The 12,524-nt window shown below is 65.8% G+C and carries 13 protein-coding genes; 3 read left to right on the top strand and 10 right to left on the bottom strand.

Translation table 11 applies throughout. The annotated features are described in order from the left end of the window. Positions 1-8: 8 nt before the first annotated feature. The gene (locus GV161_RS29620) at positions 9-647 is read right to left on the bottom strand and encodes a TetR family transcriptional regulator (protein ID WP_152012842.1); all 639 of its coding nucleotides are present in this window, start codon (positions 645-647) and stop codon (positions 9-11) included. A 93-nt stretch (positions 648-740) separates the two neighbouring features. Here GV161_RS29620 and GV161_RS29615 point away from each other — a divergent pair, with 93 nt between their 5' ends. Both GV161_RS29615 and GV161_RS29610 read left to right on the top strand, forming a co-directional pair. Beyond that, positions 741-1,397 carry a class I SAM-dependent methyltransferase gene (locus GV161_RS29615; RefSeq protein ID WP_152012841.1) on the top strand — a complete coding sequence of 219 codons (657 nt, stop codon included), beginning with the start codon at positions 741-743 and terminating at the stop codon, positions 1,395-1,397. Positions 1,398-1,501: 104 nt separating this feature from the next. Next, positions 1,502-1,963: a GFA family protein gene (locus GV161_RS29610; RefSeq protein ID WP_152012840.1), complete on the top strand. Its 462-nt coding sequence runs from the start codon at positions 1,502-1,504 to the stop codon at positions 1,961-1,963. A gap of 3 nt (positions 1,964-1,966) precedes the next feature. Here the strand turns inward: GV161_RS29610 and GV161_RS29605 are convergent, their stop codons facing one another. The 7 genes from GV161_RS29605 to GV161_RS29575 form a co-directional block, all read right to left on the bottom strand. Further along, positions 1,967-2,542: a hypothetical protein gene (locus GV161_RS29605; protein ID WP_152012839.1), complete on the bottom strand. Its 576-nt coding sequence runs from the start codon at positions 2,540-2,542 to the stop codon at positions 1,967-1,969. A gap of 53 nt (positions 2,543-2,595) precedes the next feature. After that, positions 2,596-3,753 carry a cyclic nucleotide-gated ion channel gene (locus tag GV161_RS29600; protein WP_244623927.1) on the bottom strand — a complete coding sequence of 386 codons (1,158 nt, stop codon included), beginning with the start codon at positions 3,751-3,753 and terminating at the stop codon, positions 2,596-2,598. A 7-nt stretch (positions 3,754-3,760) separates the two neighbouring features. Next, the gene (alaS, locus tag GV161_RS29595) at positions 3,761-6,412 is read right to left on the bottom strand and encodes an alanine--tRNA ligase (protein ID WP_152012838.1); all 2,652 of its coding nucleotides are present in this window, start codon (positions 6,410-6,412) and stop codon (positions 3,761-3,763) included. Positions 6,413-6,597: 185 nt separating this feature from the next. Then, positions 6,598-7,683, bottom strand: a complete 1,086-nt coding sequence (recA, locus tag GV161_RS29590; RefSeq protein ID WP_280179022.1) for a recombinase RecA — start codon at positions 7,681-7,683, stop codon at positions 6,598-6,600. Between the two features lie 272 nt (positions 7,684-7,955). Continuing rightward, the gene (locus tag GV161_RS29585; RefSeq protein ID WP_159650538.1) at positions 7,956-8,546 is read right to left on the bottom strand and encodes a TadE/TadG family type IV pilus assembly protein; all 591 of its coding nucleotides are present in this window, start codon (positions 8,544-8,546) and stop codon (positions 7,956-7,958) included. Then, positions 8,543-9,157 (bottom strand): TadE/TadG family type IV pilus assembly protein, encoded by a 615-nt coding sequence (locus GV161_RS29580; RefSeq protein WP_159650536.1) that lies wholly within the window; start codon positions 9,155-9,157, stop codon positions 8,543-8,545. Before GV161_RS29580 ends, GV161_RS29585 begins: the two co-directional genes overlap by 4 nt. Positions 9,158-9,338: 181 nt before the next feature. Then, entirely contained in the window at positions 9,339-10,583 is a 1,245-nt protein-coding gene (locus GV161_RS29575; RefSeq protein ID WP_152012835.1) for a pilus assembly protein, read from the bottom strand. A gap of 269 nt (positions 10,584-10,852) precedes the next feature. Here GV161_RS29575 and GV161_RS29570 point away from each other — a divergent pair, with 269 nt between their 5' ends. Beyond that, complete coding sequence (locus tag GV161_RS29570; protein WP_152012834.1) at positions 10,853-11,371, top strand: hypothetical protein; 519 nt, start codon at positions 10,853-10,855, stop codon at positions 11,369-11,371. 6 nt (positions 11,372-11,377) lie between these two features. Here GV161_RS29570 and GV161_RS29565 read toward each other — a convergent pair whose 3' ends face one another. Beyond that, a complete protein-coding gene (locus GV161_RS29565; RefSeq protein ID WP_152012833.1) occupies positions 11,378-11,842 on the bottom strand; it encodes a hypothetical protein in 465 nt (154 codons plus the stop codon). Positions 11,843-11,873: 31 nt separating this feature from the next. Next, complete coding sequence (locus GV161_RS29560) at positions 11,874-12,458, bottom strand: TetR/AcrR family transcriptional regulator (protein WP_152012832.1); 585 nt, start codon at positions 12,456-12,458, stop codon at positions 11,874-11,876. Between the last annotated feature and the right edge of the window lie 66 nt (positions 12,459-12,524).

The following is a 12,524-nucleotide window of genomic DNA, read 5'->3' as shown; positions in this document are numbered from 1 at the left end:
CCCGAGCTTCAACCATGGGGCTGTTCCAGATGGCGCAGATAGGCGCAAAACATGTCGGCGAGGGCGTCGGCATAGGCCTGGATTTGGGCATCGGTCCTCGCTGTTTCCGAGAACTCCTTGCCGACGGCGCTCAGCGTCATGGTGATGAGGCTTTTAGCCAGGGCGCGTTCACCGGTCGAAGCAGCTGGCAGCGCCGCCGCCATGAACCTCTCGAAAAGCCGGTTGCCGGCCGCGCGCGCCTCCCGCGCCTCAGGGGTGTCGCGATAGAGCGGAGCTGCATCGTTGAGCGCGATGCGCACCGCAGCCTCGTCGCATTCTGAGCGGATGAAGGCATGGACCAGCGCTCGCAAGCGGGCGAGCGGCGGCTTGCCGGCATCGCCGAGGATATCGGCCAGCATGGCGTTGGTCTGCCGCCATTCATCGCTCTGCAGCCGGAACAGGATAGCCGCCTTGTTCGGGAAATACTGATACAGCGAGCCGACGCTGACGCCGGCCTTCTCGGCCACCCGTGCCGTGGTGAAGCGCTGAGCGCCCTCCTTGGCCAGAACCTGAACAGCCGCTTCCAGAATGGCCGCGACCAGTTCAGCCGAGCGCGCCTGCTTCGGCGTTTTTCGTGAGGAAATCCGGGAGGTTGGCTGATCGGCCATGTCACGCTCCGACAATGCGAATAGGAAACGCGACGAATTAGTCGTATTTTCTGGTTGGGACAAGACCCAACGACTTTTAACCGGAGCACTCCAGTGACAACCCTGACATCTTCCCCGCTTGCACCCCTCCTGGACCAGCTGTTCGAACGGGCGAGCGAAGCGCCCAGCCCTGCGCTTGCGAGCTTCTCTCCGGCGGAGCGTGACCGCCTTATGGGCAGCAAGACGGAATATCTCGACCTCTATGGCCGCCTGAAGGACCTCTGGCTTCCGGTCTCGCGGGAGGCGGGTCAGCTGCTCTACATGCTGGCGCGCAGCAGCCGGGCCCGGGCGATCGTCGAGTTCGGCACCTCCTTCGGCATCTCGACCCTGCATCTTGCCGCCGCCCTGCGCGACAATGGCGGAGGACGTCTGATCACCACCGAATTCGAGCCCTCGAAGGTGGCGCAGGCCCGCAAGCACCTGACCGCAGGCGGCCTCGCCGACCTCGTCGAGATCAGGCAAGGGGATGCCTTGAAGACGCTCGCCACCGATCTGCCCGAACAGGTCGACCTGCTGCTGCTCGACGGCGCCAAATCGCTCTACCCCGATATTCTGAGCCTGCTGGAGGGCAGCCTGCGCCAGGGAGCGTTCGTCGTCGCGGACAATGCCGATGACTCCCCGGATTATCTCGAGCGGGTGCGCGCGCCCGGTAGTGGCTATCTGTCCATTCCCTTCGCCGAGGATGTCGAATTGTCGATGCGCATCGGCTGATCTGCGCGGCGACAGGCGATATAAGCGTCTCGTATCGGGTTTCGCGCTCTGCTGCCTCACGGCATCGAGTTGCGTGGAAACCCTGCGAGGAGGCGGGAGCCGACATGACCGTGACGACGCCCATTCTCACCGGCGGCTGCCAGTGCGGCGCGGTGCGCTATCGGCTGCTGAAGCCGCCGCACAAGGTCTCGGTCTGCTTCTGCCGGATGTGCCAGAAGGCCGTTGGCAATTATTTCGGCGCCTTCGCCTCGTCCCGTACCGCCAACGTGGTCTGGACGCGCGGCAGGCCTTCGATCTTCCGGTCGTCGGAGGTCGCCGAGCGAGGCTTCTGCCGCGATTGCGGCACGCCGCTGAGCTTCAGCTATCCCGGCGCGGGCTCGCTCTCGCTCGCGGTCGGCAGTCTCGACGATGCCACCGCCTTTTCCCCGACCCATGCCTATGGCGTCGAGGGCCGGGCGCCCTGGTTCGACGCGCTATGCCGCTTGGAGGGCACGCGCACCGAGGACGATATCCCGGCGGATGAGCTGCCGGGTTATCGCTCGCGTCAGCATCCCGATCATGATTGAGCGCTACTCGACCACGACCTCGCGCCGTGCCAGCACGCGCGGGCCGGTGAGAGGCGCGTCCATCACATAGCGCAGCTCATAGGTCCCGGGCTCGGCCGGCGCCTCCAGCGTGCTCTCGACATTCTCGGCCGGGAAGAAGTTCGGCCCCTGCCCCTCGGGCGGTGCCCCCGGCTTGACCAGCACGACGCGGTCGCGGTCGCCATTGGGGCCGATGCCGCGCACGGGCAAGGGATTGCCGCGCGCGACGCGGGCGGGGGCGGCGAGCGTCGCAGTCGGTTCTGTCGTCACCAGCGGCTGGCGCAGGAGGATGACCGGCTTGCCGTCGCTCTCACCGAGCAGGCGCCATTCGAAGCTGCCGACCTCGCCCGGCGCCGGCAGCGACAGTGCCGGGACCTGACCGAGCGGAGAGGCGACGATCGCCGCGTCCGGCGGATCGCCCGGCCTGCTGATGGCGAGACGGGCATTGGCCGGGGCGCGGCCGACGAAGACGGTCGCCATGGCGCCGGCCATCAACGTCCGCGGCGCCGAGAGACTCGGACCCTGCGGCGGGCGCTGCTGCGGCCGTGGCTGCTGTGCCATGGCAGGGCTGCCTGCACAGAGGAGCAGGGCGAGGATCGTGCGGCGGATTGGCATCATACTGCTGCAAGTCGATGGAGATGGGCGGCGAGTTCCGGGTGGCGCAGCATGAGCAGGCGAAAGTCGGCAGGATCAAGGACGAGCAGCTTGGTTGCGACCGTGGCGCGTGCCGCAATGCCGCTTTCCGCCGGTGCCAGTTCGGTCAGACGGAGCTCGCCGAAATAGCAGCCCTCGTCGAGCCGCCGGCTGCCATCGGGTTCGACAAGCTCGACCTCGCCGCTGGCGACGAAATAGAGAGAGTGTGCCGGCTCGTGCGGGCGCAGCACGACGCCACCACCGCGCACGGTCTGGGCGCGCAGCGCATGCATGATCTCGGCGATCTCGGCGGCGTTGAGCCCGCTGAACAGCGGCACGCGCGCCAGCATGCTCCAGGTGACGACGAATTCGCGCCGGTGGATTTCCTGGGCGAAGGCGGTGGCGATGATGCCGACCGGCAGCGCCAGCATGACGAGGCCCATGACGGCGGTGAGCGACGCCACGACCTTGCCGAGCGGGCTGACCGGAAAGGCATCGCCATAGCCGACCGTGGTCAGCGTCACGATCGCCCACCACATCGCATCGGGGATGGTGCCGAACTTGTCCGGCTGCACGTCGTGCTCGACGAAATGCATTGCCGTGGCGGAGAGCAGCATGACGCCGATCAGGATGACGACGCAGGCGGCGAGCGCCTTGCGTTCTGCATGCAGCGCGGCTCCCAGCGAAGCCATGCCGGGTGAATAGCGGCCGAGCTTGAAGAAGCGCACCAGCCGGAAGAGCAGCAGGATCTTGAGATCGCCATAGCCGAGCAGGGCGGCGTAGAGCGGAACGGTGGCGAGGAAATCGAGCAATGCCGGCGGCGACAGCGCATAGGCACGCCGTGCGGCCCAATCGCTCATGCCGCGATAGCGCGCATGCTCGGGCGCGACCCAGAGCCGGACCGCATATTCGAGCGTGAACAGCACGGTCGAGACCAGCTCGATCCCATGGAACAGCCGGTCATGGGCAACGGCGAGCCGCGGCACCGATTCCAGCACCAGCGCCGTGATGTTGACGACGATCAGCGCCACCAGCCCGCCATGGACGAGCCGGGCCGAGAGATCGTCGCCCGCGCCCCGGTCGATGATCAGATGCGCCCGCCGCCGCCAGCTCATGCCAGGCTGCGGGGCGGCGGGCATGGCCCTGTCAGCCCATCGCTGCGGCGACGGCTTCGAGCGCGGCCTCAGCCTGCGTGCCGTCCGGGCCGCCGGCCTGGGCCATGTCGCGGCGGCCGCCGCCGCCCTTGCCGCCCAGGCGCTCGGAGGCTGCGCGCACCAGCGCGACCGCGTCGAAGCGCTCGGTCAGATCGGGCGTGACGCCGACGACGACACCGGCCTTGCCATCCTCGGCGACACCGACGATGGCGACGACGCCGGAGCCGACGCGAGCCTTGGCTTCGTCGGCCAGGCTCTTCAGGTCCTTCATCTCGACGCCGGTGACGGCGCGGGCCAGGAGCCTGGCGCCGGCGACCTCGCGGATCGGATCGCTGGCTTCGCCGCCACCGCCCATGGCGAGCTTCTTGCGGGCTTCGCTGAGCTCGCGCTCGAGCTTGCGGCGCTCCTCGACCAGGGTCGCGACGCGCGCCGGCAATTCGGCGATCGGTGCCTTCAGCAGGCCGGCCATCTCGTCGAGCGCGACGCTCTCCTCACGCAGATGGCGGCGGGCGGCCTCACCGGTCAGCGCCTCGAGCCGGCGCACGCCGGCCGCGACGCCGGCCTCGGCCAGGACGGTGACGAGACCGATATCGCCGGTGCGGCTGGCATGGGTGCCGCCGCAGAGCTCGACCGAGAAGGCCTTCGGCGTCTCGGCATCACGATCGGTGCCCATCGACACCACGCGGACCTCGTCGCCATATTTCTCGCCGAACAGCGCACGCGCGCCCGAGGCGATGGCGTCGTCGACCGACATCAGCTTGGTGGTGATCGGCTCGTTCTGCAGCACCAGCCGGTTCGCCATCTCCTCGACCCTCGCCAGCTCCTCGCGCGAGATCGGCTTGGGGTGGCTGAAGTCGAAGCGCAGGCGCTCGGGCGCGACCTGCGAGCCCTTTTGCGCGACATGGTCGCCGAGCACGCGGCGCAGCGCCTCGTGCAGCAGATGGGTGGCCGAATGGTTGGCGCGGATGCCGCCGCGCCGGGCATGGTCGACCGTCAGCTCGGCTGGCTTGCCGAGCTCGATCGCGCCGGAGACGACCTTGACCTGATGGGCGAAGACGTCGCCGAGCTTCTTCTGAACGTCCAGCACCTGCGCCTTGAAGCCGTTGCCGACCAGCGTGCCGGTATCGCCAACCTGGCCGCCGGATTCGCCGTAGAACGGGGTCTGGTTGAGGATGACGATGCCGCTCTCGCCTTCCTTCAGCGAGGCGACCTCGGCATTGTCCTTGACCAAAGCGGTGACGACGCCCTCGGCGCTCTCGGTGTCGTAGCCGAGGAACTCGGTCGCGCCGACGCGCTCGCGCAGCGGGAACCAGAGCGTCTCGGTCGCGGCCTCGCCGGTGCCGGCCCAGGCGGCGCGCGCCTTGGCCTTCTGCTGCGCCATCGCCGCATCGAAGCCCTCGATGTCGACGCCGACGCCGCGGGCGCGCAGCGCGTCCTGGGTCAGGTCGAGCGGGAAGCCATAGGTGTCGTAGAGGGTGAAGGCGACGTCGCCCTTCAGCTTGTCGCCGGAGTTCAGGTCCAGCGATTCCTGGTCGAGAATGGACAGGCCGCGCGCCAGCGTGGTGCGGAAGCGGGTCTCTTCCAGCTTCAGCGTCTCCGAGATCAGCGCCTCGGCCCGGATCAGCTCGGGATAGGCCTGGCCCATTTCGCGCACCAGCGCAGGCACCAGCTTGTGCATCAGCGGGTCCTTGGCGCCGAGCAACTGCGCATGGCGCATGCCGCGCCGCATGATCCGGCGCAGCACATAGCCGCGGCCCTCGTTCGAGGGCAGCACGCCGTCGGCGATCAGGAAGGCGGAGCAGCGCAGATGGTCGGCGATGACGCGGTGGCTCGCGCTCATCGGCCCGTCCGAGGGGACGTTGGTGAGATCGGCGATGGTGCGGATCAGTGTCGCGAACAGGTCGATCGAATAGTTGTCATGCGTGCCCTGGAGCACGGCGGCGATGCGCTCGAGGCCCATGCCGGTGTCGATCGAGGGGCGGGGCAAATTGGTGCGAATGCCACCCGCCGCTTCCTCATACTGCATGAAGACGAGGTTCCAGATCTCGATGAAGCGGTCGCCATCCTCGTCGGGCGAGCCCGGAGGGCCGCCGGGGATGTGGTCGCCATGGTCGTAGAAGATCTCGGAGCAGGGGCCGCAGGGGCCGACATCGCCCATGCGCCAGAAATTGTCCGAGGTCGAAATGCGGATGATGCGCGAATCCGGCAGGCCGGCGATCTTCTTCCAGAGCGTGTGCGCTTCGTCGTCCTCAGAGTAGACCGTGACGGTCAGCTTGTCCTTGGGCAGGCCGAATTCACGGGTGACCAGGGTCCAGGCATGGGTGATCGCCTGTTCCTTGAAATAGTCGCCGAAGGAGAAGTTCCCCAGCATCTCGAAGAAGGTGTGGTGGCGGGCGGTGTAGCCGACATTGTCGAGGTCGTTGTGCTTGCCGCCGGCGCGCACGCATTTCTGCGCCGTGGTGGCACGTGCGTAGGGGCGCTTCTCCTGGCCGGTAAAGACGTTCTTGAACTGCACCATGCCGGAATTGGCGAACATCAAGGTCGGGTCGTTGCGCGGCACGAGCGGGCTCGACGGCACCACCTCGTGGCCGTTCGACTTGAAGTAATCGAGGAAGGTCGACCTGATCTCGTTGACGCCGCTCATCGCAATCTTGGCTCTGTTCTGGTGGGGCCGGCCGGCCCGGCGCAGTGGTTCTAGTCAGCCCATGTGCGCCTGTCCAGAAAGCGCCCGCAAGGACGCCATACCGGCAAGCTTCTGACCACAAAACGGAAACGGGCGACCCGAAGGCCGCCCGTCGACTTAACTACTCCAAGCGCGGGTTTGAAGGCTCAGGCCTCGCCCTCGTCGAGATCCTCGGCGGTCGGGTCGGCATTCTCGAGGATGCGCTCGGCGACTAGGCCGGAATTCTGGCGGATGGTCGTCTCGATCTTGGCGGCGACGTCGGGATTGGCCTTGAGGAAGGTCTTGGCGTTCTCACGGCCCTGGCCGAGCCGCTGGCTGTCGAAGGAGAACCAGGCGCCCGATTTCTCGACGATGCCGGCCTTGACGCCGAGATCGACCAGTTCGCCGGCCTTCGAGATGCCCTCGCCGAACATGATGTCGAACTCGACCTGCTTGAAGGGCGGCGCGACCTTGTTCTTGACGACCTTGACGCGGACCTGGTTGCCGGTCGCCTCGTCGCGCTCCTTCAGCGTCGAGACGCGGCGGATGTCGAGGCGGACCGAGGCGTAGAATTTCAGCGCATTGCCGCCGGTGGTGGTCTCGGGGCTGCCGTACATCACGCCGATCTTCATACGGATCTGGTTGATGAAGATGACCATGCAGTTCGAGCGCGAGATCGAGGCGGTGAGCTTGCGCAGCGCCTGGCTCATCAGGCGGGCCTGGAGACCGGGCTGGTTGTCGCCCATCTCGCCCTCGATCTCGGCGCGCGGCGTCAGCGCAGCGACGGAGTCGATGACCAGCACGTCGATCGCGCCGGAGCGGACCAGCGTATCGGTGATCTCGAGCGCCTGCTCGCCGGTGTCGGGCTGCGAGATCAGGAGGTCGTCGAGATTGACGCCGAGCTTGCGGGCATAGACCGGATCGAGCGCGTGCTCGGCGTCGACGAAGGCGCAGACGCCGCCCTTCTTCTGCGCTTCGGCAATGGTGTGCAGCGCGAGCGTGGTCTTGCCGGAGGATTCAGGTCCGTAGATCTCGATGACACGACCCCTCGGCAGGCCGCCGACGCCGAGCGCGATGTCGAGGCCGAGCGAGCCGGTCGAGACCGTCTCGATCTCGATCGCCTGCTGGTTCTTGCCCAGGCGCATGATCGAGCCCTTGCCGAAAGCCCGTTCGATCTGCGAGAGCGCCGCATCGAGCGCCTTGGCCTTGTCCATCGAAGAGCCTTCCACGAGCCTGAGATTTGCCTGATTCACGACGTGCGCTCCTTATGGCAGGGGCGCGACCACATCTCAATCCGCGCCATGGGGATGACTATGGTCATGGTTTGTTCTCTCTCGCAAGTTCTTTTTTTGTTCCTGTTGGGGTATAGCGAAAGTAGGTGTCTTGAGCCATTTTTGACCAAAGCTCGCGGTCGCTGATTTGTGTCACGAGCGGAGCTTCAGATCGGAGGTGTTATGGCGGGATCAGCCTGACCCGGATGAAATGGGGAACGCCTTGGTGGCGCAGGCGGGTGCCATGGGCATTTTCAGCTGGGGCAGGCCGCCGTGTCAGTGCGGACGATCTGCTCGATATTGGCGGTGCCAGCCGCCTGCCCGGCGCGGGGGCGCGTATAGATCGGATTGTTGCCCAGGGTGAGGCTTCCGGTCAGCACATAGCCGAGCGTCGGCGTATAGCGGTAGGTCGCTCGCGCCATGATGACCGAGGTGCCGGGAACGCGTACGCTGTCGGGCAAGGTCACCGGGGCGCCGGAGGCGAGCGCCGTGGCGTTGCGCTGGCTGCTCCAGCACACTTTGGCGACGCCCTTCGCGTCGATGACGACACTGGAAACGACCATGCCGGCCAGCGTTGCATTGAGCGGCGCCATGATGGACTGGGCCGCATCGAAGATACCGTTGACATCGTTGGGCGTGACGGAAGCGGCTCGCGCCGTCAGATCGGCGATGGTCAGCGTCAGCTGCGTCACCTTACGTTTCGCCATGAGCGCCTGAACGACATCGATCATTCCGAAACAGGCGAGCAACATCAACGGTAGCACCATGGCGAACTCGACCGCCGCGACACCGACCGTATCGCGCTGGAAACGGCGCCAGCGCAGCTCAAACCGGGAAACCCTCACGTTCCAGCTCCAGAATTCCCGGCGAAGGGCTCAGCCCGGAATACCGCGGTGGCAACGAGACCGCGATGACCCGGGCCGATATTGGCCAGGGCGGCCGAAGCCCAGGATGTGAGGAAGAGACGATAGTCCAGCACGGCGCGGGCGACGACGATCTGCCCCGCCTTAGGCTGGTCATAGGAAAAGTTCCGGGTGTTCAGTGCCCCGCCGGAAACCGGGCTGGCCGTGCCCGCCTTCGCATCGCCGAAGTTCGTATAGACCTTGACGTCGATCTGCAGCTTGCTGCAGTCGATCAGGTCGATCGGCGCCAGCGCGCAGATGTCATTGCGAAAGGCCGCCGCGTTCTTGGCTGGATCCGTCGAGGCGTAGCGGCTGGTGGCCTGGCCGGTCAGCAGGCGGCGCGACGCCTGGGTCAGCGAATCCTCGAGGATCTCGCTCGTCCAGAACATCAGCCCTGTTTCCAGGATGGCAAAGATCAGCGCGAAGAACGGGAATGCGATGAAGCCGAATTCAATGGCCGTCGCTCCGTCTTGAGATTGACGGAACCGTCCGATCAACCGTCTTTTCGCGGGGGGCGAAAAGCTTGCGCCGCCGGCTTGAGAAGTGGCCATCATTCGATTTGTCATCCGCTGATGTTGTCGCGCCGTGCCTGATGATGCGATGTACCGCAAAAGCATTTCGGTTTGGTTAGAACCGACCGCCCCGTCTCGATGGCGGAGCGGAGACTTCGTTTACCAAGGTCGCGGGGCGCCGTTCAGGGCGGTGCGATGATTCGGGGGCAGTCTGATCCTGGAGTTACTGTGTCAGTCGGACCTGGCTGATCTCGCTGGCGATCGCCTTGAAGATCGGGCCGAGCTGTGAAGCCGCCGAGACTTCAAAATATTTTCCTGGTTCGGACGCGCAATTGCGCAGCAGCGTGGCGTTCCCATCCATCACTCGAATGGTATAGACCGTGACTCCCGCTGCCTTGATGTTGGTGCAGGCGAGCGCGGTCCGGGTGTCGACGGCCGGGCTGGGGTTGATGCCATCGCCGTCCCAGCGATTCTTCGTGTTGTCGCCGTCGGTCAGCAGGATCATGTACTTCTTGAGGAAGGGCGTCGTTGCCGGCTTCGCTTCAGCGAAGGGATCGCTCGGGCTCAGTGTCGCCATGCCCCAGATCGCCCCGATCGTGACGTTGGTCGCGCCGCCCGGCTGCATCGCGTTCACGCGATTCGTCAGGGCCGTCCAGTCGCTGGTCAGCGGGAGCACCTTCGCCTGGCTCGCGAACACAACATAGTTGTCGCAGACATCCGCCGGATACATCATCGCATTGGACGATGTGCCGTCGCCATCGGTGACATCGTAGGACTTGTCACGGTCCGTCATGCAACCCTGCCAGTTCGCCTTGGAGACCCGGCCCCAGCGCAGCCAAGACGAGTTCTTCAGACTGGTGTCGAGGAGCACGCCCACCGAGAACGGAACGATCGATATCCTGATCTGGTCCGTCCGCTGGGTCGCGTTCTTCATGATCTGAATGAGATCGAGCGATGCCTGCTTCAGGGCATCCATCTTCCCGCTCTTGCTCATCGAGCCCGTATTATCGAGCACGAGTGCAAGTTCGATCGTGTTCGTCCCCCAGGTTGACTGGCTCTTGCTGGAGACCACGGCATTCTGAGGACCAAGGACGCGGGAGATGGTCGCCGGCACATTGGCATTGGCCTCGATCTTGATCGTGCGCGCCGTCCGGTCGATGCTCACCGTTGCGGCGGTGAACTTGTCCTTGATATCGGCGGGCAGGTTATCCTTCACCCAGGCGTTGATACGAGCCGTGAGCTGTGCATCGCTGGTGAGAGTCGGCGCATCATGCGCGGCCATCAACGCGGCGGAGTCGATCGCAGCGCTCAATGCGGCCCGCGCGTTGATGGCGCGCGAATAGTCGATCGCCACGCCCACCAAGCCCACCAGCGGCAGAAGTAGAAACCCGAATATGATCAGGACGTTGCCGCTGCGGTCCTTCTGGAACCGCATCATCGTGTCGCGCAGGAAGCTGACCGTGCTCATTGCTGCTCTGTCCCAGGCCGAATTGGGGCATTCGGTTGCACGAGCGTTAGGGGAGGGAACTTACAAATTGCTGAAGCAGATTTCATGAAACTCGCCCTATCTGCACAATTTGAGGGAACATCGCTTCCCTAGCGTTAAGCGGCTGATAGCGAGCCCCCCAACCGGGCTCGACTGAAGGCGAGATTGCCGTACCTCTCCTTGTTCTTGTTTCGACGCGCACCGGTTGTGCTCCGACAGGGTGATCGCAACCGGCTCTCAGGGTATAAGGCGTGATGCGCAAGACCCTGATCAAGCTTCTCCTGATTCCGCTGGACCTCGTCGTCGGGCTCGTCATCCTGCTCGACGAGGTGCTGAGGCCGCTCTACCGGCCGCTGATCGCCCGGTTCGCCTCGCTCAGGCTGGTGGCGCGCTGCGAGGAGGCGATCGGGCGGCTGCCGCCCTATGGCGCGCTGGTCGCGCTGGCGATCCCCTTCGCCATCGTCGAGCCGCTGAAGCTGCTCGGCCTGGTGTTCCTGGCGCGCGGGGCGCTCACGGCCGGCATCGTCACGACGGCGATCGGCCATCTCGCCGGTTTCCTCCTGGTCGAGCGCGTCTACCATGCCGGGCGGGCGCAGCTCCTCACCATCCCCTGGTTCGCGCGGATCATGGGCTGGATCGATACGATCCGGCAGGCGGTGATCGGGCGGATCAAGGCCAGCGCTGCCTGGCGGCGGGCGGTCGAACTCGTGCAGGTGGTGCGTGAGCGCCTGCGGGGGCTCAGAGGCTGGCTCGCCAGCCTGCGCGCCTGACGCGGGTCAATCCTCCGGATCGGCCTGCCAGGCGGCGGCGAGCCGTTCCAGTTCCAGCGTGTAGCAATAGAGCGCGAAGACGATCGCCAGGAGCAGCGCGGAGCGCCAGATGAGAGTGAAGTTGTCGCTGAGCCTCGTCAGCTCCGGCAGATGCCGCAGGAAATAGATGGAGGCGAGCGCGCCGCCGACGATCGCGCCGAGGCGGGCGGCGAAGGCCAGCAGATGGCCGAGAGCCAGGCTGCGGAAGCCTTGCGGTAGCGGCAGGCGGTAGAGCCGCGCCCAGTAGCAGCACTGGCCGAGCAGTGCCGCGACGACGACCCGGATCAGGATACTGGTCGGCAGTGCCTGCTGCTCGCCGATATGCTCGACCAGAATGCGGAAGATCGCGTGGATATAGAAGAGGATCACCAGCGCGCAGGCTGTCTGGACGAGCAGCAGCAGCGTGTAGGCGAGGATCGGCCTTTGCGTCATCGGCTCAGGATACAGGGCGGCGTGGCGACGATCAAACCGTCTGGTTTTGCGCCGATGACGCCAGCGCGGCGGCGGCCCGGCCGGCAGCCTCGACATAGGCCGGGTCGCGGTGGACCAGCATGACCGAGAAGGCGCCGTCCATCAGCAGCACGACTTGGCGGGCGAGCTCCTCGGGCTCGCCGGCGCCATGCTCGGCGCAAGCGCCGGCGAGCCAGCGCTCGAAGCCGGCCTTGTGGCGGGCGCCGATCTTGATCGCCGGATGGCCGGGCAGGTTGGCGAGCTCGGCGGCGGTGCGCAGGAAGCCGCAGCCCTTCCAGCGTGGATGGCGGGCAGAGCGCGCGAGATTCTGGAAGATCGCCTCGATCTTCTGCGGCAGGGGCCCCTCGGCCTTGTCGAACCAGCCGGCCATCAGCTTGAGATTGGGCTGGTCGCGCGCCTCGAGATAGGCGGCGACGAGCTCGTCCTTGCTCTCGAAGTGATAATAGAGCGTGCGCTTGGTGACGCCCGCCTTCTCAGCCACGGCATCGACGCTGACGGCGCGGATGCCCTCGCCATAGAAGAGCTTGCTGGCGGCCTCGATGATGCGGGTGCGTGTCGGCTTGTCGGGTTCGGCCATGCCCATGTATACCGTACAGGTAGTATACATCGTCAAGTCTGGGGCGCAGCTTCGACCGGTCGAAAC

It is taken from the genome of Bosea sp. 29B (assembly GCF_902506165.1).
GTDB lineage: Bacteria > Pseudomonadota > Alphaproteobacteria > Rhizobiales > Beijerinckiaceae > Allobosea.
This window is presented reverse-complemented; position numbering and strand designations above follow the sequence as displayed.

Excerpts from the sequence above, each read along its gene's own strand:
- GV161_RS29560 (WP_152012832.1), bottom strand. The coding sequence starts at position 12,458 with ATGGCCGAACCCGACAAGCCGACACGCACCCGCATCATCGAGGCCGCC.
- GV161_RS29575 (WP_152012835.1), bottom strand. The coding sequence starts at position 10,583 with ATGAGCACGGTCAGCTTCCTGCGCGACACGATGATGCGGTTCCAGAAG.
- GV161_RS29620 (WP_152012842.1), bottom strand. The coding sequence starts at position 647 with ATGGCCGATCAGCCAACCTCCCGGATTTCCTCACGAAAAACGCCGAAG.
- GV161_RS29565 (WP_152012833.1), bottom strand. The coding sequence starts at position 11,842 with ATGACGCAAAGGCCGATCCTCGCCTACACGCTGCTGCTGCTCGTCCAG.
- GV161_RS29610 (WP_152012840.1), top strand. The coding sequence starts at position 1,502 with ATGACCGTGACGACGCCCATTCTCACCGGCGGCTGCCAGTGCGGCGCG.
- GV161_RS29580 (WP_159650536.1), bottom strand. The coding sequence starts at position 9,157 with ATGATGGCCACTTCTCAAGCCGGCGGCGCAAGCTTTTCGCCCCCCGCG.
- GV161_RS29605 (WP_152012839.1), bottom strand. The coding sequence starts at position 2,542 with ATGGCACAGCAGCCACGGCCGCAGCAGCGCCCGCCGCAGGGTCCGAGT.
- GV161_RS29600 (WP_244623927.1), bottom strand. The coding sequence starts at position 3,753 with ATGCCCGCCGCCCCGCAGCCTGGCATGAGCTGGCGGCGGCGGGCGCAT.
- alaS (WP_152012838.1), bottom strand. The coding sequence starts at position 6,412 with ATGAGCGGCGTCAACGAGATCAGGTCGACCTTCCTCGATTACTTCAAG.